This window comes from Streptomyces sp. NPDC005962 (assembly GCF_040629205.1).
Lineage (GTDB): Bacteria > Actinomycetota > Actinomycetes > Streptomycetales > Streptomycetaceae > Streptomyces.
In genome coordinates, this window is record NZ_JBEXVE010000003.1 from 1 (window position 1) to 24418 (window position 24418).

Genomic DNA, 24418 nt, shown 5'->3' on the forward strand with positions numbered 1-24418 from the left:
TACGAGGCGTATCCGGTGTTCGCCGATGCCTTGGACGAGGTGTGTGCGCACCTGGATCTGTATCTGGAGCGGCCGCTGCGGGATGTGCTGTTCGGCGACGACGCCGAGGCGCTGGGTCAGACTGGTTTCACTCAGCCCGCGTTGTTCGCGGTTGAGGTGGCGTTGTTCCGGCTGGTCGAGGCGTGGGGTGTGAGGGCGGACTTCCTGTCCGGGCATTCCATTGGCGAGTTGGCTGCCGCGCATGTGGCGGGTGTGTTGTCGCTGGCGGACGCGTGCACGCTGGTGGCCGCTCGTGGGCGGTTGATGCAGGAGCTTCCGGCTGGTGGCGCGATGGTCGCGGTGCAGGCGTCGGAGGACGAGGTGCTGCCGCTGCTCGGCGAGCGGGTCTCGATCGCGGCGCTCAACGGGCCGACGTCGGTCGTTATCGCCGGTGATGAGGATGCGGCGCTGGAGATCGCTGCGGGCTTCGAGGAGCGGGGTCGTAAGACCAAGCGGCTTACCGTCAGCCACGCCTTCCACTCGCCGCGTATGGACGGGATGCTGGATGCGTTCCGCGAGGTCGCGCAGGGGCTGACGTACGAGGCCCCGCGTATTCCGATCGTGTCGAACCTGACGGGTGAGCTGGTCTCCGCTGAGGAGATCGCGACTGCCGACTTCTGGGTGCGGCATGTCCGGGAGGCGGTCCGCTTCCTCGACGGCATCCGCACGTTGGAAGCGCACGGCGTGACGACGTTCGTCGAGCTGGGTCCCGATGGTGTGCTCTCGGCGATGGCGCAGGAGTGTGTGACCGGCGAGGATGCCGCGTTCGCTGCCGCGCTGCGTAAGGACCGCCCCGAGGCCGAGGCGCTGTTCTCGGCCGTCGCGCGGGCGCATGTCCGTGGTGCGACGCCGGACTGGACGGCCGTCTTCGCCGGGGCCGGCGCGCGGCGCGTGGAGCTGCCGACGTATGCCTTCCAGCGGCAGCGGTACTGGCCCAGCGTCGCCGCCCTCGTGGTGGGCGACCTGGAGTCGGTCGGGCTGGGCGACATCGAGCATCCGCTGCTGGGTGCCGCCGTCGCGCTCGCGGATGACGATGGCTATCTGTTCACGGGAGTGCTTTCCCCTCGCACGCATCCGTGGTTGGCGGATCACGAGGTCATGGGCACCGTGCTGCTGCCCGGTACGGCCTTTGTGGAGCTGGCGTGTGCTGCCGGAGCGCAGGTGGGTTGTGAGCGGTTGGACGAACTGACTCTGGAAGCGCCGCTTGTGTTGCCGGAGCACACCGGGGTGCGGGTGCAGCTTGTTGTGGAGGGGCCGGATGAGTCCGGTGGCCGTTCGTTCAGTCTGCATTCGCGGCGGCAGGACGCGCTGGGGGCGGAGCCGTGGACGCGGCATGCCACCGGTGTGCTCGCGGTCGGCGTTCGGGGTGCTGACCTGGAGGAGCTCGGTGTGTGGCCGCCGCAGGGCGCCACGCCGATCGCGGTCGACGGGCTGTACGAGGAGCTGGCCGAGGCGGGCCTCGGTTATGGGCCGGTGTTCCGTGGGCTCAGGGGAGCCTGGCGGCTCGGCGATGACCTGTACGCCGAGGTCGGCTTCCCTGACGACGCGGTGGTGACGTCGGGCGCTGAAGCCGAGCGGTTCGGGTTGCACCCGGCGCTGCTGGACGCCGCGCTGCATGCCCTCGGCAGTGAGGGAGTCGACCACGATGCGGCGTCGGCGGAGGGTGCGCTGCTTCCGTTCGCGTGGAGTGGTGTGCAGTTGCACGCGGCGGGGGCTGGTGCGCTGCGGGTGCGGCTGTCGGAGCAGTCGTCCAACGTGGTCTCGCTGCTGGTGGCCGACGGTACGGGTCGTGCGGTGGCCACGGTCGAGTCCGTGGCGTTGCGGGCGGCCTCGGCCGACCAGGTGCGTGCGGCGCGGGGTGGGTTGCATGAGTCGCTGTTCCGGCTGGAGTGGTCGGCGGTTCCGGCACCCGCTGCGGGTGCGGGGACGGGCGAGTGGGCGGTGCTCGGCGCGGACGATGAGCAACTGGCCGCGTTGGATGGCGCGTTCGGGTCCGGAATCAGGCTCGCCGCGTACGGTGATCTTGCGGCGCTGGGTACGGCGGTGGACGCCGGGGTGTCCGTGCCGGACACCGTGGTGGTGGCCGGTCTTGGTGGCGGTGGCGACGCACCGGCCGTGCACGAGGCCACGCAGGGCATGCTCACTTTGCTTCAGGCGTGGTTGGCTGATGAGCGGTTTGTCGGGGCGCGGTTGGTGCTGGTGACGCGGGGCGCGGTGGAGACCGTGCCGGGTGCGGGTGTGGCGGATCTGTCGCAGGCCGCTGTGCGTGGTCTGTTCCGTTCCGCGCAGTCGGAGAACCCTGGCCGTCTGGTGTTGCTGGACGTCGACGGCGACGAGAACTCGTACGGTTCGGTGCCTGCGGCGCTGGGCGTGGATGAGGGTGAGCTGGCGCTTCGCGGGGACGTGGTGCTGGCGCCACGGCTGGCCCGGGTGCCGGTCACCGACGACACCGACACCGCTCCGTCGTTCGATGAGGACGGCACGGTGCTGATCACTGGCGCCTCCGGAACTCTCGGTGGTCTCTTCGCGCGCCATCTGGTTTCGGTTCATGGCGTGCGGCGGTTGCTGTTGGTGAGCCGTCGTGGTGCGGATGCCGATGGTGCGGATGAGCTGGCTGCCGATTTGACGGCGGCCGGGGCCACCGTGACGTGGGCGGCGTGTGATGTGGCGGATCGGGAGGCGCTGGCTGGTGTGCTGGGGTCGGTTCCGGCTGAGCATCCGCTGACCGGTGTGGTGCATACGGCGGGTGTGCTGGATGACGGCATTCTTGGTTCGTTGACGCCTGAGCGGGTGGCTGGGGTGTTGCGTCCGAAGGTTGATGCGGCGCTGAATCTGCATGAGTTGACGCGGGATGCTGACCTGTCGGCGTTTGTGTTGTTCTCCGGTGCGGCGGCAGTGTTCGGTGCTCCGGGGCAGGCGAGTTACGCGGCGGCCAACTCGTTCCTGGAGGCGCTTGCTCAGCAGCGTGTGGCGCAGGGACTTCCAGCCACCGCTCTGGCCTGGGGCCTGTGGGCCGGTGCGGGCATGGGCAGCACGCTCGACGATGTCGACCTGCGGCGTATCGCACGTGGCGGGGTCGCCCCGATCGCTGCCGACGAGGGGCTCGCGCTCTTCGACGCGGCGCGCGCCGACGGCACGGCGGTGCTGTTCCCGATGCGGCTCGACTACGCGGGGCTGCGCACCGAGGCGACGGCGACCGGTATCGTCCCCGCCCTGTTCCGTGGCCTGGTGCGGGCTCCGGCCCGGCGGGCTGCTGCCGGGGCCGGGACGGCCATCGACGGTTCCTCGCTCGCCCAGCGTCTCGTCGGGCTCGCGCGGTCCGAACAGGAGCGTGAGCTGCTGGAGTTGGTGTGCGGGCGGGTCGCCGCAGTGCTGGGGCACAGTGGCGCCGATGTGATCGAGGCCGGGCGGGCGTTCAAGGAGCTGGGCTTCGACTCGCTGACGGCGGTCGAGCTGCGCAACGACCTCAAGACGGTCACCGGGCTGAGGCTTCCGGCGACGCTCGTCTTCGACTACCCGACCCCGACCGCCCTCGCGGGCTATCTGCGCGAGGAGCTGTTGGGGGCCGAGGAGATCGTGGCGCCCCTCGTTCCCGTGCGGGTGGAGGCAAGCCGGGCGGTGGACGACGATCCGATCGTCATCGTCGGGATGAGCTGCCGCTTCCCCGGCGGGGTACGTACCCCTGAGGACCTGTGGGACCTCGTCGCCATGGGCAGCGATGGCATCTCCGGCTTCCCCGTCGACCGTGGCTGGGATCTCGATGGCCTGTATCACCCGGACCCCGACCACGCGGGCACCAGCTACACCCGCGAGGGCGGCTTCCTGCATGACGCGGGGGACTTCGACCCGGGGTTCTTCGGGATTTCGCCGCGTGAGGCTCTGGCGATGGACCCGCAGCAGCGGTTGCTGCTGGAGACGTCGTGGGAGGCGTTCGAGCGGGCGGGCATCGACCCGTCGACCGTGCGCGGGAGCCGGACCGGCGTCTTCGCGGGCGTCATGTACCACGACTACCTCGCCGGGACCGGCGCCATCCCGGATGGTGTCGAGGGCTACATCGGCACGGGCAACGCGGGCAGTGTCGCTTCCGGGCGGGTGGCGTACACCTTCGGGCTGGAGGGCCCGGCGGTCACGATCGACACCGCCTGCTCGTCTTCGCTGGTGGCCCTGCACTGGGCGATTCAGGCGTTGCGCTCCGGCGAGTGCACGATGGCGCTGGCCGGTGGTGTGGCGGTCATGGCCACGCCGGAGACGTTCGTGGACTTCAGCCGGCAGCGGGGCCTGGCCACGGATGGCCGTTGCAAGTCGTTCGCGGCCTCGGCCGACGGTACGGGCTGGGGTGAAGGCGCGGGCATGCTGCTGGTGGAGCGGCTGTCGGACGCGGAGAAGAACGGCCACCCGGTGCTGGCGGTCGTGCGTGGCTCGGCGATCAACCAGGATGGTGCGTCGAATGGTCTGACGGCGCCGAACGGTCCGTCGCAGCAGCGCGTCATCCGGCAGGCGCTGGCCGCCGCCGGTCTGTCGGTTGGCGATGTGGACGCCGTGGAGGCGCACGGCACGGGTACGACACTCGGCGATCCGATCGAGGCGCAGGCGCTGCTGGCCACGTACGGCCGGGAGCGGTCTGACGGGCAGCCGTTGTGGCTGGGCTCGATCAAGTCGAACATCGGTCACACGCAGGCCGCGGCCGGTGTCGCGGGCATCATCAAGATGGTGATGGCGATGCGGCACGGTGTGCTGCCGCAGACGCTGCATGTGGATCAGCCGTCGCCGAACGTGGACTGGGCGGATGGCGCGGTCTCCCTGCTGACCGAGCGGGTGGAGTGGCCGGAGACGGGTCGTCCGCGTCGCGCGGGTGTGTCGTCGTTCGGCATCAGTGGCACCAACGCGCACACCATCATCGAGCAGCCGCCGGTTGTCGAGAAGAGTGAAGGCGGGGCGCCGTTTGTCGTGCCGCCGGTCTTGCCGTGGCCGTTGTCGGCTGTGGGGCGTGAGGCGCTGGGTGAGCAGGCCCGTCGTCTGCTCGACCGGTTGCGTTCCGCTGATGGGGATGTGGACCTGGCCGGGATCGGTTACACCCTGGCTGCCGGGCGTACCGCGTTCGAGGACCGTGCGGTGCTGGTGGCCGACGGTCGTGAGGGTTTCCTGCGTGCTCTGGAGGCGTTGGTTTCCGGTGAACCGGCCACGGGTGTGGTGCAGGGCTCGCCGGTCGCCGGAAAGCTCGCGTTCCTGTTCACGGGCCAGGGCAGCCAGCGGCTCGGGATGGGCCGTGAGCTGTATGAGGCCTACCCGGTGTTCGCCGAGGCGCTGGACGCGGTCTGCGATGCGCTGGATGCCCACCTCGAAACGCCGTTGAAGACGGTGCTGTTCGGGAACGATGCTGAGGCGCTGGATCAGACCGGATTCACTCAGCCCGTGCTGTTCGCCGTCGAGGTGGCGTTGTTCCGGCTGGTCGAGGCGTGGGGTGTGCGGCCCGACTTCCTCTCCGGGCACTCGATCGGTGAGTTGGCTGCCGCGCATGTGGCGGGTGTGCTGTCGCTTGCGGATGCGTCGAAGCTGGTGGTGGCGCGTGGGCGGTTGATGCAGGAGCTTCCGGCTGGTGGCGCGATGATCGCCGTCCAGGCGTCGGAGGACGAGGTGCTGCCGCTGCTCGGCGAGCGGGTCTCGATCGCGGCGCTCAACGGGCCGACGTCGGTCGTTATCGCCGGTGATGAGGATGCGGCGCTGGAGATCGCGGCTGGTTTCGAGGAGCGGGGTCGTAAGACCAAGCGGCTCACCGTCAGCCACGCTTTCCACTCGCCGCGTATGGACGGGATGCTGGAGGCGTTCCGTGAGGTGGCCGAGGGGCTGTCGTATGAGGCTCCGCGTATTCCGATCGTGTCGAATCTGACCGGGACGGTCATCTCTGCTGAGGAGATCGCGACTGCTGACTTCTGGGTGCGGCATGTCCGGGAGGCGGTGCGTTTCCTCGATGGCATCCGCACGTTGGAAGCGCAGGGTGTGACGGCGTTCGTCGAGCTGGGTCCCGACGGTGTGCTCACCGCTATGGCGCAGGAGTGTGTGAGCGGCGAGGATGCCGCGTTCACCGCCGTGCTGCGCAAGGGGCGGGTGGAGGCTGAGTCGGTGACGGCTGCCCTCGCCGCGTTGCAGGTCCGGGGCGTGGCCGTGGACTGGGAGGCGTTCTTCGCCGGGGCCGGTGCGCGGCGCGTGGAGCTGCCGACGTATGCCTTCCAGCGCCGCCGCTACTGGCTCGACCTGTCGACGGCCACGTCCGGGGCCACGGCCCAGGATGCGGTGGACGCCCGTTTCTGGGAGGCCATCGAGCGCGAGGACCTGGAGTCGCTCGCGGCGACCCTGAACCTCGGCGCCGAGGACAACGGCGCACTGGAAGCCCTGTTGCCGTCGATTTCTTCGTGGCGGCGACGGCAGTCGGAGCGTTCGACCGTGGACGGCTGGCGTTACCGGGTGTCGTGGAAGCCGGTCACCGATCGCGCTACCGCTTCTCTGAGCGGCCGTTGGCTGGTCGTCGTACCGGCTGAGGCGACCGGGTCCGCGTGGGCCGCCGGTGTCGTCGGGATGCTGAACGACCGTGGTGTCGACGTCGCGCAGGTCGCGTTGGCTGCCGATGAGGACCGTGCCGCGGTGGCGGCTCGGCTGACCTCGGCCGTCGGCGACGAGGCCGTGTCCGGTGGTGTGGTGTCGCTGCTGGCCCTTGCGGACGGTGGCGATGGTCTGCTGACCACGGCCGCGCTGACGCAGGCGCTCGGCGATGCGGGCATCGGCGCGCCGCTTTGGGTGGCCACGCGGGGCGCGGTGGCCGTGGGCCGTTCGGACGGTGCGGTCAGCCCGGACCAGGCACAGGTATGGGGTCTGGGCCTCGTCGCGGCGCTCGAACTGCCCGAGCGCTGGGGTGGACTGGTCGATCTGCCGGAGACGGCTGATGACCGTGCGCTGGCCCGGCTGGCCGAGGTGCTGGCCGGGGTCGGTGGCGAGGATCAGGTGGCGGTGCGTGCGTCGGGCGTGTTCGGACGCCGACTGGTGCAGGCCACCGCGTCGTCCTCCGACGGCTCCTGGTCGCCGGGTGCCGGTACGACTCTGGTGACGGGCGGCACGGGTGCGTTGGGTGCGCATGTGGCTCGTTGGCTGGTGGCGGGTGGCGCCGGGCATGTGGTGCTCACCAGCCGCCGTGGCCTCGACGCCCCCGGCGCCGCCGAGCTGCGGGACGAACTCACCGCTGCCGGCGCCCGCGTGACCGTGGCCGCCTGCGATGTGGCCGATCGTGACGCGCTCGCGGAGCTGCTGGCCGGGCTTCCGGAGGAGCTTCCGCTGACCGGTGTGTTCCACACGGCGGGTGTGCTGGACGACGGCGTGCTCGACGCGCTCACCCCCGAGCGCTTCACGAATGTTCTGCGCGCCAAGGTGTCCGCTGCGGCGCACCTCGACGAGCTGACGCGTGAGCTGGACCTGTCCGCGTTCGTGCTGTTCTCCTCGATCAGTGGCACGTTCGGTGCTGCGGGTCAGGGCAACTACGCTGCCGCCAACGCCTCGTTGGACGCGCTGGCCGAGCGTCGGCGTGCCCAGGGGCTGCCCGCCACGTCGATCGCCTGGGGCCCGTGGGCCGAGGGCGGCATGGCCGCGGACGACGCCCTGGAGCAGCGGCTGCGCCGTGGCGGTCTGCCGCCGATGGACGCCGAGGTGGCGATCGCCGCCCTCCAGCGGGCGCTGGACCTGGACGACGCGGCGGTGGCCGTCGCGGACATCGACTGGGTCCGGTTCGCACCGGAGTTCACCGCCGTCCGGCCGAGCCGCCTCATCGCGGAATTCGCGGAATTCGCGGGCGTGGCGCAGACACAGCAGAACACCGGTGGCACGTCCGAAGATGGCGGGCTGGCCGGGCGGCTGGCCGGGCTCGGTGAGGCCGAGCGGGACCGGTTGCTGCTGGATGTGGTCCGGGGCCAGGTGGCCGCGGTGCTGGGGCATGACGGTTCGGAGTCGATCGGTGTCGAGCGGGCCTTCAGCGAGCTGGGCTTCGACTCGCTCACCGCGGTCGAACTCCGCAACCGGCTGATCGCGGCGACGGGCGTTCAGCTGCCCGCGACGCTGGTCTTCGACTATCCGACGGCCTCCGCCCTGGCAGGCTATCTGCGGAGCGAACTGGTCGGCCCGGACACCGCGGCCGACACCACCGTCGACACCTCGGGGCCGACGCCCGTGACGGTGGCGGCCGACGACGATCCGATCGCGATCGTGGCGATGAGCTGCCGTTTCCCGGGCGGGGTGCGCTCGCCCGAGGAGCTGTGGCAGCTGCTGTCGGCGGGTGGGGACGCGATCGCGGAGTTCCCGTCCGACCGTGGCTGGGACCTGGACGCCCTCTACGACCCGGACCCCGACAAGCGGGGCACCTTCTACGCACGCGAGGGCGGATTCCTCTACGACGCGGGACACTTCGACGCCTCGTTCTTCGGGGTCTCACCCCGTGAGGCCCTCGCCATGGACCCGCAGCAGCGGCTGCTGCTGGAGACGTCGTGGGAGGCGTTCGAGCGCGCGGGCATCGACCCGGCGACGCTGCGCGGCACCTCGGCCGGTGTCTTCGTCGGCTCCAACGGGCAGGACTATCAGGCCTCGCTGCACACGGTCCCCGAGGATGTCGAGGGCTACCTCGCCACCGGCAACGCCGCGAGCGTGGTCTCCGGCCGCCTCGCTTACACCTTCGGGCTGGAAGGCCCGGCGGTCACCGTCGACACGGCCTGCTCCGCCTCACTGGTGGCGCTGCACTGGGCGATCCAGGCGCTGCGCCAGGGCGAGTGCTCGATCGCGCTCGCGGGTGGTGTCACGGTGATGTCGAGCCCCGGCGCGTTCATCGAGTTCAGCCGTCAGCGCGGCCTGGCCCCCGACGGCCGGTGCAAGGCCTTTGGGGCGGGTGCGGACGGCACCGGCTGGGGCGAGGGCGTCGGCATGCTGCTGGTCGAGCGGCTGTCGGACGCGCGCCGCAACGGCCATCCGGTCCTCGCGCTCGTCCGTGGCTCCGCCATCAACCAGGACGGCGCGTCCAATGGTCTGACGGCGCCGAACGGGCCCTCGCAGCAGCGCGTCATCCGGCAGGCGCTGGCCGGTGCGGGCCTGTCGGCCTCGGACGTGGACGCGGTCGAGGCGCACGGCACCGGCACCCGGCTCGGTGACCCGATCGAGGCGCAGGCGCTGCTGGCCACCTATGGTCAGGAGCGGGACCCGGAGCGGCCGCTGCTGCTGGGCGCCATCAAGTCCAACATCGGCCACACGCAGGCCGCCGCCGGTGTGGCGGGCGTCATCAAGATGGTGCTCGCCATGCGCCACGGTGTGCTGCCGCGCACCCTGCACGCCGACGAGCCGTCGCCGCACGTCGACTGGTCGGCGGGTGACATCGAGCTGCTGACCGATGCCCGGCCCTGGCCGGAGACCGGCCGTCCGCGCCGGGTGGGCGTCTCCTCGTTCGGCTTCAGCGGCACCAACGCCCATACGGTCCTGGAGCAGGCCCCGGAGCCGGCCGCGCTCCCCGGGCAGGCCGAGGACGGCGAGCCGAAGCGCCCCCTCGTCCGGCCCGATGTGGTGGCCTGGCCGCTGTCGGCCAAGGGCGAGGACGCGCTGCGGGCCCAGGCCGGGCGGCTGCGCGCCCACCTCGAGGCCGACACCGGGCTCGACACCGTGGACGTGGCGTACTCCCTGGCCACCACCAGGTCCGCCCTGGAGCACCGCGCGGTGGTCCTCGGCCCGGACCGGGACCGGCTGCTGGCGGGGCTCACCGCGCTCACGCGGGGCGAGTCCGCCGCACAGCTGGTCCGGGGCGTGCCCACGGAAGGCCGTACGGCCGTGCTCTTCACCGGGCAGGGCAGCCAGCGGCTCGGTATGGGCCGTGAACTGTACGAGGCGAGCCCCGTCTTCGCCGAGGCGCTGGACGCGGTCTGCGCCGAGCTGGACCGGCACCTCGAACGGCCGCTGTACGACGTGCTGTTCGGCGCCGAGAAGGAGCCGCTGGACCGGACCGGATTCACCCAGCCCGCGCTGTTCGCCGTCGAGGTCGCGCTGTTCCGGCTGGCCGAGGCCGCCGGGCTGCGGCCCGACGTCCTGGCCGGGCACTCCATCGGCGAGCTGGCCGCGGCCCATGTGGCCGGGGTGCTGTCGCTGGCGGACGCCGCCACGCTGGTGGCCGCGCGCGGCCGTCTCATGCAGGAGCTTCCGGCCGGTGGCGCGATGATCGCGCTGCAGGCGGCGGAGGACGAGGTGGCGCCGCTGCTCACCGACGGCGTGAGCATCGCCGCGGTGAACGGGCCCACGTCGGTGGTCATCGCGGGCGACGAGGACGTGGCGCTGGAGATCGCTTCCGGTTTCGAGGCGCGGGGCCGCAAGACCAAGCGGCTCACGGTCAGCCACGCGTTCCACTCCCCGCACATGGACGGGATGCTCGCCGGGTTCCGCAAGGTCGCCGAAGGCCTCACCTACAACGCCCCGCGCATCCCGATCGTCTCCACCGTCACCGGACAGCCGGTGACCGACGAGCTGGGCATGGCCTCCGACTACTGGGTGCGCCATGTGCGCCACGCCGTCCGCTTCCTCGACGGCGTCCGCGCCCTGGAGGCCCAGGGCGTCACCACGTACGTCGAACTCGGCCCGGACGGGGTGCTGTCCGGCATGGCGCAGGACTGCGTCACCGACGAGGGCCCGGACGACGTGGCCTTCGTGTCCGTGCTGCGCGGCGGGCGGTCCGAGGCGGAGACGCTGACCGGCGCCCTCGCCACCCTGCACGTCCGGGGCGCGGCCCTGGACTGGGAGGCGCTGTTCGCCGGGACCGGCGCACACCGCGTCGAGCTGCCCACGTACCCCTTCCAGCGGCGGCGCTACTGGCTCGACGGCGCCGCGCGGCACACCCCCGACCAGGCGGCCACGGCCACCGACACGGCCGGCGCCCGGTTCTGGGAGGCCGTGGAGAGCGACGACCTCACCTCGCTGGCGGACGCGGTCGGCATCGACGTGGACCGGCCGCTGAGCGCGCTGCTCCCGGAGCTGTCGGAGTGGCGGCGCCGTGAACGTGAGCAGTCCGCACTCGACGGCTGGCGCTACCGCGTCACATGGAAGCCGCTGGAGGAGCCGCGGCTCGCCGCCGTCCCCGGCGTCTGGCTGGTCGTCGAACCGGCCGGTCGGGCCGACACCGTGCGGGCTGTTGTGGACGCACTCGCCGAGCGGGGAGCCGACATCCGGCGCGTCGTCCGTGGCCGGGACCTCGACCGGAACGCGCTCGCCGACCGCGTCCGCCACGCCGCGGCTGGTGACCCCGTCCACGGTGTGCTGTCCCTGCTGGCCCTGGACGAGCGACCCCACCCCGATCACCCCGCCGTGCCCACCGGGCTGCTGCGCACCGGAGTGCTGGTGCAGGCGCTCGGGGACGCGGGCCTGGACGCACCGCTGTGGTGCGCCACCACCGGCGCCGTCGCCACCGCCGCCTCGGAGCCGCTGGTCAGCGCCGCACAGGCGCAGATCTGGGGCCTGGGCCGGGTGGTCGCGCTGGAGCACCCGGAGCGCTGGGGCGGTCTGATCGACCTGCCCGCGACGCTCGACGAACGGACCGCCGACCGCCTGGCGGGAGTGCTCGGCGGACACGGCGACGGCCACGAGGACCAGTTGGCGCTGCGTACGGCCGGAGTCCTGGCCCGCCGCCTCGTCCGCGCCGAGCGCACCCCGGCCACCGGAGCGCCGTGGCGGCCCCACGGGACGGTCCTGGTCACCGGCGGCACCGGTGCGCTGGGCGCCCATGTGGCGCGCTGGCTGGCCGACCACGGCGCCGACCACCTCGTCCTGGCCGGACGCCGTGGGCAGCTGGCCCCCGGCGCCGAGCAGCTCGCGGCCGAACTGACCGCGAAGGGCGCCGAGGTGACCGTCGCCGCGTGCGATGTCACCGACCGGGACGCGGTCGCCGGGCTGCTGGCCCGCATCGGCGACGCACACCCGCACCACCCGCTCACCGCGGTCGTGCACACCGCGGGCGCGGGGCAGTTCGCACCGCTCGCGGAGACCACCCCGGCGGACGTCGCCGACGTGGTCGCCGCGAAGGTCGCGGGCGCGGCCCACCTCGACGCGCTGCTCGGCGAAACCGAGCTGGAGGCCTTCGTGCTCTTCTCCTCGATCGCCGGGGTGTGGGGCAGCGGCGGCCAGGGCGCGTACGCGGCGGGCAACGCGTTCCTCGACGCGCTGGCCGAGCAGCGCCGCGCCCGGGGCGCCGCCGCCACCTCCGTGGCCTGGGGCCCGTGGGCGGACGGCGGACTCGTCGCCGACGACGAGGCGGCCGCGCAACTGCGCCGCCTCGGCCTGCCGGTGATGGCCCCGCAATCCGCCATCGCCGCACTCCAGCAGGCGCTGGACCGGAACGACACCGCCGTCACCGTCGCCGACGTCGACTGGGACCGCTTCGCCACCACCTTCACGGTGGCCCGCCCCCGTCCGCTGATCGCCGATCTGCCCGAGGTCGTCCGCGCCCTCGCGGCGGACCGGGCCGAGGACGCGGGCGACGGGACGGCCGAGGCACCGGCGGAGTCCCTACGGCAGCGGCTCGCGGGGCTCACCGGGCCCGAGGCCGACCGGGTCCTGCTCGACCTCGTCCGTACGGAGGTCGCCGCCGTCCTCGGACACGACGACACCACGGCCGTCGAGGCGGGCCGGGCGTTCAAGGAGCTGGGCTTCGACTCGCTCACCGCCGTCGAACTCCGCAACCGGCTGAACGCGGCGACCGGGCTGAAGCTCACCGCCACCCTGGTCTTCGACCATCCGACGCCCGGCGCGCTCGCCGGTGTCCTGCGTGCCGACCTCCTCGACGAGGACACCACACCGGAACTCCCGGTCCTCGCCGAGATCGACAAGCTGGAATTCACCCTCTCGGGCGTCTCCGACGACACGGCGGAACGGGAGCGGGTCACGGCCCGGCTCGAAGCGCTGCTGCGGGCATGGAACGAGACCGAGAACGCCGCGGTCGGCGACGGCACCGACGAGGAAGAACGTGACCTTGACTCCGCCTCCGCCGAAGACATCTTCGACATCATCAACAGTGAATTCGGAAGGTCCTGACGTGATGACCGCCCCCCGCTCTTCAACCGACATCAGGAGGTGACGTTTCCGTGGCTAGCGTGAACGAAGAGAAGCTTCTCGACAATCTGAAGTGGATGACCACTGAGCTGCGCCGGACCCGTCGCCGCTTGACCGAGGTGGAGGCGGACGCGCAGGAACCGATCGCGATCACCGCGATGAGCTGCCGTTTCCCCGGCGGCGTCGGCTCTCCTGAGGATCTGTGGCAGCTGGTCGCGGACGGCGGTGACGCCATTTCCGGCTTCCCCGACGACCGTGGCTGGGACCTGGAAGGACTGGCCGATCCGGACCCCGACCGCAAGGGCACCTTCTACAACAGCGGCGGCGGATTCCTCGACGGCGCCACCACGTTCGACCCCGGCTTCTTCGGCATCTCGCCGCGTGAGGCCCTCGCCATGGACCCGCAGCAGCGGCTGCTGCTGGAGACCTCCTGGGAGGTGTTCGAGCGCGCGGGCATCGACCCGACGTCGGTCAAGGGCAGCCGCACCGGCGTGTATGTGGGCGCCTCGGCCATGGGGTACGGCCTCGATACCCGGAACGCGCCCGAGGAGCTGGAGGGCCTGCTGCTCACGGGCGGCGCCACCAGTGTGCTGTCCGGCCGTATCGCCTACACCTTCGGCCTGGAGGGCCCGGCCGCCACGATCGACACGGCGTGCTCGTCGTCGCTGGTCGCCCTGCACTGGGCGGCCCAGGCGCTGCGTCAGCGCGAATGCTCGCTCGCCCTGGTCGGCGGCGTCGCGGTGATGCCCACCCCGGACGTGTTCGTGGAGTTCAGCCGTCAGCGCGGCCTTGCCCCCGACGGCCGGTGCAAGTCCTTCGCGGCGTCGGCGGACGGCACCGGCTGGTCCGAGGGCGTCGGTGTGCTGTTGGTGGAGCGGCTGTCGGACGCGCGGCGCAACGGGCATCCGGTGCTGGCGGTGGTGCGCGGTTCGGCCGTCAACCAGGACGGTGCGAGCAATGGTCTGACGGCGCCGAACGGCCCGTCGCAGCGGCGTGTCATCCGCCAGGCCCTGGAGAACGCCCGGCTGTCCGCCGCCGAAATCGACGTCGTCGAGGCACACGGCACGGGGACGACGCTGGGCGACCCCATCGAGGCGCAGGCGCTGCTCGCCACCTACGGCCAGGACCGGCCCGAGGGACGGCCGCTGTGGCTGGGTTCGCTCAAGTCCAACCTGGGCCACGCCCAGGCGGCGGCCGGTGTCGCGGGCGTCATCAAGATGGTCATGGCGATACGCCACGGTGTGCTGCCGCAGACCCTCCACGTCGACCAGCCGTCCCCGACCGTCGACTGGTCGGCGGGTGAGGTGTCCCTGCTGACCGAGGCCCGGCAGTGGGACGAGACCGGCAGGCCGCGCCGGGCCGGTGTCTCGGCCTTCGGGGTGAGCGGCACCAACGCCCACACCATCCTGGAGCAGGCCCCGGAGCCGGAGGAGCCGCAGACCACGGACGAGGACGGCACCGGCACTGGCACCACGGCCGCGGTCACCGCCGCCGTACTGCCGTGGGCCCTGTCCGCCAGGAACGGGGCGGCGCTGCGGGACAACGCCCGGCGCCTCCTCTCCCACCTCGACCGTGAACCCGCACTCGGCACCGCCGATGTGGCCTACTCGCTGGCCACCGGCAGGGCGGCGCTGGAGCGGCGCGCGGTGGCCGTCGGCGAGGACCGCGCCGGGCTGGTCGCGGGCCTGGAGGCACTGGCGCGCGGGGAGTCGGCGCCCGGGCTGATCGAGGGCGCGGTCTCCGGTGGCGAGGTGGCGTTCCTGTTCACGGGTCAGGGGAGCCAGCGGCTCGGGATGGGCCGTGAGCTGTACGAGGCGTATCCGGTGTTCGCGGAGGCGCTGGACGCGGCGTGCGCGGAGCTGGACCGGCATCTCGAACGGCCGCTGAAGAGTGTTCTGTTCGGTGATGACGCCTCGGTGCTCGACCGGACCGGCTTCACCCAGCCCGCGTTGTTCGCGGTTGAGGTGGCGCTGTTCCGGCTGGTCGAGGCATGGGGTGTGCGGCCCGACTACCTCTCCGGGCACTCGATCGGTGAGCTGGCCGCCGCGCATGTGGCGGGTGTGCTGTCGCTTGCGGACGCGGCGAAGTTGGTGGCTGCTCGTGGGCGTCTGATGCAGGAGCTTCCGGCGGGGGGCGCGATGGTCGCGGTGCAGGCGTCGGAGGACGAGGTGGCGCCGCTGCTGAACGAGCGGGTGTCGATCGCCGCTCTCAACGGGCCCACCTCCGTGGTCATCGCGGGTGACGAGGACGCGGTTCTGGAGATCGCTTCCGGTTTCGAGGAGCGGGGTCGTAAGACCAAGCGGCTGACCGTCAGCCACGCCTTCCACTCGCCGCGTATGGACGGGATGCTGGACGCGTTCCGTGAGGTGGCGCAGGGGCTGTCGTACGAGGCCCCCCGCATCCCGATCGTGTCCAACCTGACCGGTGCCGTGGTGTCCGCCGAGGAGATCACGTCCCCCGACTTCTGGGTGCGCCACGTCCGTGAGGCTGTGCGTTTCCTCGACGGTGTGCGCACCCTGGAGGCCAAGGGCGTCACCACGTTCATCGAGCTGGGCCCCGACGGTGTGCTCACCGCGATGGCGCAGGAGTGCGTGACCGGCGAGGACGCGGCGTTCATCTCCGCCCTGCGCAAGGACCGTCCCGAGGCCGGGGCGCTGACCACCGCCGTGGCGCGGGCGCAGGTCCGTGGGGTTGCGGTGGACTGGGCCGGGTTCTTCGCCGGGACCGGCGCGGACCGGGTGGATCTGCCGACGTATGCCTTCCAGCACGAGCGGTTCTGGCTGGAGCCGGATGCGGCGTCGGTGGGCGATGTGGCGCTCGTGGGGCTGGAGTTGGCCGGGCATCCGCTCCTGGGTGCGGCCGTGCCCCTGGCGGAGTCCGATGGGCTGGTGTTCACCGGTCGGCTGGGCGTGGACACCCATCCGTGGCTGGCCGACCATGCGGTGCGGGGCGCGGTGGTGGTGCCGGGCACGGCGTTCGTGGAGCTCGCCGTCCGCGCGGGTGACCAGGTCGGCTGCGACCTGCTCGACGAGCTGACCCTGCACGCCCCGCTGGTGCTGCCCGCACGTGGCGGCGTTCGGCTTCAGGTCGCGCTCGGCGCGCCGGACGAGACGGGACGGCGGTCCCTCACCGTGCTGTCCCGGGCCGAGGACGCCTCGGTCGAGGAGCCGTGGACGCGGCACGCCGACGGTGTGCTCGCCTCGGGCGCGCCCCGGCCGGAGTTCGCGCTGACCGCGTGGCCGCCGCAGGGCGCCGAGGCGGCCAATGCCGAGGAGCTGTACGCGACCCTCGCCGACGCCGGTCTGCGGTACGGCCCGGCGTTCCAGGGGCTCACGGCCGCCTGGCGACGCGGGGACGAACTCTTCGCCGAGGTCCGGCTCGACGACTCCGTCGCGTCCGACGCGCGGGACTACGGCCTGCATCCGGCGCTGTTCGACTCCGCGCTGCACGCGCTCGCCCTGCTCGGCCCGGCCGACGGCGACAAGGGCGGACTGCCGTTCGTCTGGAACGGGGTGTCGGTGTACGCGAGTGGCGCCTCGGCGCTGCGGGTGCGGCTGGTGCTGCGGGAAGCGGAGGGCATCCGGCTGGAGATCGCGGACTCGACCGGTGCGCCGGTCGCCGGAGTGGACTCGCTGGTCCTGCGCCCCGTTCCGGCCGAACGGGCGCTGGCCTGGCAGACGGCGTACCACGAGTCGCTGTTCCGGCTGGACTGGGCCACGGTGCCGGTTCCCGCAGAGAAGTCCGGGGCCGGTGTGGCCTGGGCGGTGCTCGGTGCGGGTGCGCCGGTCGCGCTCACGGCCGGTGCCGTGGTCCACGCCGACCTGGCCGCGCTGGGCGATGCGGTGGAATCCGGGCGGACGGGGGCGCCCGAGTATCTTCTCGCGTACTTCGGCCCGGGGGACACCGCCGAGGACGATGTGGCCGGTGCCGCCCACACCGCCGCACAGGACGCGCTGGCTCTGGTGCGGGCGTGGCTCGCCGAGGAGCGGCTCGCCACGTCCCGTCTGGTCCTGGTCACCCGGGGCGCGGTGGGCGCCGGGGGCGGCGCCGGGGCGGACGACCCGGCGCGGTCCCCGGTGTGGGGTCTGGTGCGCTCGGCGCAGTCGGAGCATCCGGACCGGCTGGTGCTGGTGGATGTGGACGGCACCGATGCCTCGTACGAGGCGCTGGGTGCCGCGCTGGCCTCGGGTGAGCCGCAGTGCGCACTGCGCCGTGGCACGGTCCACGCGCCGCTGCTGGCGCGGGTGGCTTCGGGGGGCCCGATGGTGCCTCCGGCCGGGGAGCGGGCGTGGCGGCTGGACATCGAGGACAAGGGCACGCTGGAGAACCTGGCGCTGCTGCCGTGCCCCGAGGCGGCCGCGCCGCTGGAGGCCGGGCAGGTGCGGGTCGAGGTCCGGGCCGCCGGACTGAACTTCCGGGATGTGCTGAACGCGCTGGGCATGTACCCCGGCGATGCCCCGGTGATGGGCATCGAGGGCGCCGGTGTCGTCGTGGAAACCGGCCCCGATGTCACCGATCTGGCCCCCGGCGACCGCGTCTTCGGCATGCTGCCGGGGGCGTTCGGGCCCCTGGTGGTGGCGGACCGGCGCATGGTGGCCCCGATGCCGCGGGGCTGGACGTTCGCCGAGGCGGCCGGAGTGCCGATCGTCTTCATGACGGCCTACTACGCGCTGCGCGAGCTGGCCGCTGTGGAGAGCGGGGAATCGCTGCTGGTGCACGCGGCCGCCGGCGGTGTGGGTATGGCCGCCGTGCAACTGGCCCGCCACTGGGGCATGGACGTGTTCGCCACCGCCAGCCCGGGCAAGTGGGACACGCTGCGTGCGCTGGGGCTGGCCGACGACCGGATCGCCTCCTCGCGCGATCTGGCCTTCGAGTCGACGTTCCATGAGGCCAGCGGCGGTCGCGGCGTCGATGTGGTGCTGGACTCGCTGGCGCGGGAGTTCGTGGACGCCTCGCTGCGGCTGCTGCCGCGCGGCGGCCGGTTCGTCGAGATGGGCAAGACCGACATCCGGGAGCCGGAGGAGGTGGCCGCCCAGTACCCCGGTGTCGCCTACCAGGCGTTCGACCTGTTCGACGCGGGTCTCGACCGCATCCAGGAGATGCTGTGCGAGCTGCTGGACCTGTTCCACCAGGGGGCGCTGCGGCCACTGCCGATCAACGCCTGGGACGTGCGGCAGGCCCCGGACGCGTTCCGCTACATGAGCCAGGCGCGCCACGTCGGCAAGGTCGTGCTGACCGTGCCCGCCGAATGGAACCCGGACGGCACGGTACTGATCACCGGCGGCACCGGTGCCCTGGGCGGCCTCGTCGCCCGGCATGCGGTGACCGAGCGCGGGGTGCGGCACCTGCTGCTCACCAGCCGCCGCGGTGAGCGGGCCGCGGGTGCGGCCGAACTCGCCTCCGAGCTGCGCGCGCTGGGCGCCGAGGTCACGGTCGCCGCGTGTGACGCGGCCGATCGCGAAGCGCTCGCCGAGGTGCTGGCCGCCATCCCCGCCGAACATCCGCTGACGGCCGTGGTGCACACCGCCGGTGTGCTGGACGACGGCGTCATCGGTTCGCTGACGCCCGAGCGCGTCGAGCGCGTGCTGCGTCCGAAGGTGGACGCCGCGTGGAACCTCCATGAGCTGACGCGGGACGCGGACCTGGCGGCGTTCGTGATGTTCTCCGCCGTCTCGGGCGTGTTCGGCGGCCCCGGCCAGGCCAACTACGCCGCCGCCAACACATTTCTGGACGGGCTGGCGTCGTACCGTCGCGCCGAGGGGGCCCCGGCCCTCTCGCTCGCGTGGGGCCTGTGGGCGGGCTCCGGTATGGGCAGCGGCCTGAGCGAGATCGACATCAGCCGGATGCGGCGCGCGGGGCTGCCGCCGCTGTCCCCGGCGGAGGGCCTGGCCCTCCTGGACGCGGCGCTCGGCTCGGGCGAGGTGGCGCCGGTCCCCATGCGGGTCGACGCCGTGGCGCTGCGCGCCCAGGCCGCGGCGGGCACGCTCGCGCCGATGCTGCGCGGCCTGGTCCGCGTTCCGGTACGGCGCGTGGTGGACAACGCCGCGGGCGGTGGCGCTTCCGGCCTGGCCGGGCGGCTGGCCGGGCTGAGCGCGGCCGAACAGGACCGGCTGCTGCTGGACCTGGTCCGCAGCCAGGTCGCGGCGGTGCTCGGATACGCGGACCCGCAGGCCCTCGAAGAGGGCCGGGTGTTCAAGGACCTGGGCTTCGACTCCCTCACCGCCGTCGAACTGTCCAACCGCCTCCGTGAGGTGACCGGGCTGCGGCTGCCGCCGACGCTGGTCTTCGACTACCCGAACGCGGCCGTCCTCGCGGGCCATCTGCGCGGCGAGCTGGTCGGCGACGTGGCCGACGCGATCGTCCCCCACCGGATGACCACCTCGGCCGACCGCGACGACGACCCGATCGCGATCGTCGCCATGAGCTGCCGCTTCCCCGGTGGCGTACGGTCGCCGGAGGAGCTGTGGCAGCTCCTGGTCTCCGGCGAGGACGCCATCACCGGCTTCCCCGCCGACCGGGGCTGGGACCTGACCACCCCCTACGGCGGCGGTCCGGACGCCGAAGGCGCCACCTTCACCCATGAGGGCGGCTTCCTGTCCGACGTGGCCGACTTCGACGCGTCGTTCTTCGGCATCTCACCGCGTGAGGCCCTCGCGATGGACCCGCAGCAGCGGCTGCTGCTGGAGACGTCGTGGGAGGCGTTCGAGCGGGCCGGGATCGACCCGCAGTCGCTGCGCGGCAGCAGGACCGGTGTCTACATCGGTTCCAACGAACAGGACTATCTGAACCTGTTGCTGGACGATTCACCGGAGCTCGGAGGACACCTCGGCACCGGCAACGCCTCCAGCGTGGCGTCCGGCCGCCTGTCCTACGCCTTCGGTCTCGAAGGACCCGCGCTCACCGTCGACACCGCGTGCTCGTCCTCGCTGGTGGCGCTGCATCTGGCCGCGCAGGCCCTGCGCAACGACGAGTGCTCGCTCGCCCTGGTGGGCGGCGTCACCATCATGTCGACCCCCGGGGTCTTCGTGGAATTCAGCCGCCAGGGCGGGCTGGCCGCCGACGGCCGGATCAAGGCGTTCTCCGGTGACGCGGACGGGACCAACTGGGCCGAGGGTGTGGGGCTCTTCCTGGTGGAACGGGTCTCCGAGGCCCGGAAGAACGGCCATCCGGTCCTCGCCGTGCTGCGCTCCACCGCCGTCAACCAGGATGGTGCGTCGAACGGGCTGACGGCGCCGAACGGCCCGTCCCAGCAGCGCGTCATCCGTCAGGCCCTCGTCAACGCCGATCTCTCGGCCTCGGACATCGACGTCGTCGAGGCCCACGGCACGGGAACCTCGCTGGGCGACCCGATCGAGGCGCAGGCGCTCCTGGCGACGTACGGCCAGCAGCGGCCCGAAGACCGGCCGCTGTGGCTGGGTTCGATGAAGTCCAACATCGGCCACACCCAGGCCGCGGCGGGTGCCGCGGGAGTCATGAAGATGGTGATGGCGATGCGGCACGGCGTGCTGCCGCGGACTCTGCACGTCACCGAGCCGACCCCGCATGTGGACTGGTCGGCGGGTGACATCGAGTTGCTGACCGAGTCCCGGCCGTGGCCGGAGACCGGCCATCCGCGCCGCGCGGGAGTGTCGTCGTTCGGCTTCAGCGGCACCAACTCGCACGCGATCATCGAGCAGGGCCCGGACACCGTGACCGCCGATGCCGCGTCTGCGGCCGACTCCGTCGCTCCGGAGCGGACCCTGCCCGTCCTCGCCTGGCCGGTCTCCGGCCGTACGGAGGACGCGCTACGGGCCCAGGCCGAGCGTCTGCGCGCCGTCGCGAACGGCGGGGACGACGTGGTCCGACCGCTCGACCTCGCGTACTCCCTGGCCACATCCCGTTCCGCCCTGGAGCACCGCGCCGTGCTGCTCGGCCGGGACGGCGAACTCCCCGGCGAGCGGCTCGCGGCGCTGGCCGAGGGGCGTGGCGCGCCGGGCCTGGTCGAGGGTTCGGTGGCCGGTGGCGAGGTGGCGTTCCTGTTCACGGGGCAGGGCAGCCAGCGGCTCGGGATGGGCCGTGAGCTGTACGAGGCGTATCCGGTGTTCGCGGAGGCGCTGGACGTGGTGTGCGATGCGCTGGACGCGCATCTGGAACAGCCGCTGAAGACCGTGCTGTTCGGGGACGATGCGGAGGCCCTGGACGAGACCGGTTTCACCCAGCCCGCGTTGTTCGCCATCGAGGTGGCGCTGTTCCGGCTGGTCGAGGCGTGGGGTCTGCGGCCCGACTACCTCTCCGGCCACTCCATCGGTGAGCTGGCCGCCGCGCATGTGGCGGGTGTGCTCTCGCTCGCGGACGCGTCCAGGTTGGTGGCCGCTCGTGGCCGTCTGATGCAGGAATTGCCTGCCGGTGGCGCGATGGTCGCGGTGCAGGCGTCGGAGGACGAGGTGGCGCCGCTGCTGAACGAGCGGGTGTCGATCGCCGCGCTCAACGGGCCGTCGTCCGTGGTCATCGCGGGTGACGAGGACGCGGTTCTGGAGATCGCTGCGGGCTTTGAGGCGCAGGGTCGGAAGACCAAGCGGCTCACCGTCAGCCACGCGTTCCATTCGCCGCGTATGGACGGGATGCTGGAGGCGTTCCGGGAGGTGGCGCAGGGGCTGTCGTATGCGGCTCCGCGTATCCCGATCGTGTCCAACCTGACGGGCGATGTGGTGTCCGCCGAGGAGATCACCAGCCCCGACTTCTGGGTGCGCCACGTCCGGGAGGCCGTGCGCTTCCTCGACGGTGTGCGGACGCTCGAAGCGCGGGGCGTCACTACGTACGTCGAGCTGGGCCCGGACGGTGTGCTCACCGCCATGGCGCAGGAGTGCGTCACCGGCGACGACGCCGCCTTCGTGGCCGCGCTGCGCAAGGGCCGTGCCGAGGCCGAGGCCGTCACCACGGCGCTCGCCCAGGCGTACGTCCGGGGCGCCGCGGTGGACTGGGCGGCGTTCTTCGCCGGGACCGGTGCGTCCCGCGTCGACCTGCCCACGTACGCCTTCCAGCGCCGCCGCTACTGGCCCGACACCGCCCCGGAAGGGGCCGTCGAGGCCACGGCGGACGTCGTGGATGCCCGGTTCTGGCAGGCCGTGGAGCGCGAGGACTGGCAGGCGCTGGCCACCGAACTGCGTGTCGAGGGCGACCAGCCGCTCAGCGCGGTGCTGCCCGCGCTGTCGTCGTGGCGCCGTGCCCGGCGCGAAGAGTCCGCCGCCGATGGCCGCCTCTACAACGTGACGTGGAAGCCGCGCCCGCGAACCCCCGCCGATGCCCCCGCCGGGACCTGGCTGACCGTCGTCCCCGCGAGCCTCGCCGGGGACCCCCGGGTCGCCGCGGTGGCCGACGACCTGACGCGGCGCGGGGTGCGCGTCGTACGCGTCGAACTGGACGTGGCGGACACCGATCCCGACGCCCTCGCGGTCCATCTCGCATCGGTCGACGGCCCGGTGGCCGGAGTCCTGTCGCTGCTGGCGCTGGACGAGCGGCCGCATCCGGAGCATCCGGCGGTGCCCGTCGGCCTCGCGCTGACCGGTGCGCTGGCCGTGGCGCTGGCGCGGCAGGGCGACGACGCCACCGCGCGCCTGTGGTGTGCCACCCGGGGCGCCGTCTCGACCGGCGGCGCCGACCGGCTGGACAGCGTCACCCAGGCCCAGGTCTGGGGCTACGGCCGGGTCGTCGCCCTGGAACAGCCCGAGCGGTGGGGCGGTCTGGTCGACCTGCCGGAGACGCTCGACGCACGCGCGCTGGACCGGCTCGCGGGTGTGCTCGCCGGGTCCGACGACGAGGACCAGGTGGCGATCCGCGCCGCCGGGGTCTTCGTACGCCGCCTCGTCCCGGCCCCGCGTGACGCGGCCGCCGCCTCCGCCGAGCCCTGGACGCCGCGCGGCACCGTGCTGGTGACCGGGGGCACGGGCGCGCTGGGGCGGCATGTCGCCCGCTGGCTGGCCCGGAACGGCGCGGAGCGGCTGGTGCTGCTCAGCCGCCGTGGCCCCGACGCGCCGGGGGCGGCCGGGATCGTGGCCGAACTGTCCGGCACCGACACCGCCGTGTCCGTCGAGGCGTGCGATGTGGCCGACCGCGAGGCGCTGGAAGCGCTCGTGGAGAAGCTGGCGGCCAACGGCACCCCGGTACGGGCCGTCGTGCACGCCGCCGGGATCTCCCAGGAGCCCGGCATGGGCACCGAACTCCCGGAGTTCGCCCGGATCGTGGCGGCCAAGACGACCGGAGCGGTCCACCTCGACGCCCTCTTCGGCGAGGACGCCGAGCCGCTGGACGCGTTCGTGCTCTTCTCCTCGATCGCCGGGGTATGGGGCAGCGGCGGCCAGGGCGCGTACGCGGCGGGCAACGCCTTCCTCGACGCCCTGGCCGAGCGGCGCCGCGCCCGTGGCCTGCCCGCCACCTCCGTGGCCTGGGGCCCGTGGGCGGAGGGCGGTATGGCCACCGAGGGTGACGCCGAGGCGCAGCTGCGCCGCCGCGGGCTGCCGCCGATGGCGCCGGACCTGAACATGGCCGCCTTCCAGCGGGTGCTCTCCCGCCGGGAGACCGCCGTGACCGTGGCCGATGTCGACTGGGAGCGTTTCGCCCCGGCCTTCACCGCGGCCCGCCCCCGCCCGCTGATCGACGATCTGGCCCAGGTCGTCAAGGCCCTGCGGGGCGGCAGCGAGGGCGAGGGCGAGGCGGCGGCCGACGGAGTGTCTGCGCTGCGCGAGCGGCTGGCCGGGCTGGCCGCGGCCGACCGTGAGGACGCGCTGCTGGAGGTGGTCCGCACCCATGTGGCCACCGCACTCGGCCATGCCTCCGTCGACGAGGTCGAGGCCGGACGCGCCTTCAAGGAGCTGGGCTTCGACTCCCTCACCGCGGTCGAACTGCGCACCCGGCTGGGCTCGGCCACCGGCCTCAGGCTGCCCGCGAGCCTGGTCTACGACTACCCGACACCGGCCGTGCTCGCCCAGCACCTCCTGACCGAACTGGTCCCGGACGGCCCGCGCCACGCGTCGGCCGATCTGGACACCGATCCGCGGGACGCCGAGCTGCGCCGCGTCCTGACCAGCCTCCCGATGAGCCGGATTCGGGAAGCCGGGCTGCTGGACACGCTGCTCCGGCTGGCCGAACCGGAAGCGGCCACTTCCGGGACCGGCGGCGTCGAAGACGACACCGAGTCCATCGACACGATGGACGTGCAGCACCTCATCGACATGGCGCTCGATATCGACGGCCTCGACGGCAACGATTCCTGACGCGGACCCAAAGCACGGAGTATCAC

General features: G+C 72.7%; 2 protein-coding genes. Both read left to right on the forward strand.

Annotated elements, in window-relative coordinates; all coding sequences use genetic code 11:
• The coding region (locus ABZ370_RS06785) for a type I polyketide synthase (RefSeq protein ID WP_358617466.1) at positions 1-13125 on the forward strand (13125 nt) is incomplete at its 5' end.
• Between the two features lie 50 nt (positions 13126-13175).
• Complete coding sequence (locus tag ABZ370_RS06790) at positions 13176-24392, forward strand: type I polyketide synthase (protein ID WP_358617469.1); 11217 nt, start codon at positions 13176-13178, stop codon at positions 24390-24392.
• The last annotated feature ends 26 nt before the right edge of the window (positions 24393-24418 follow it).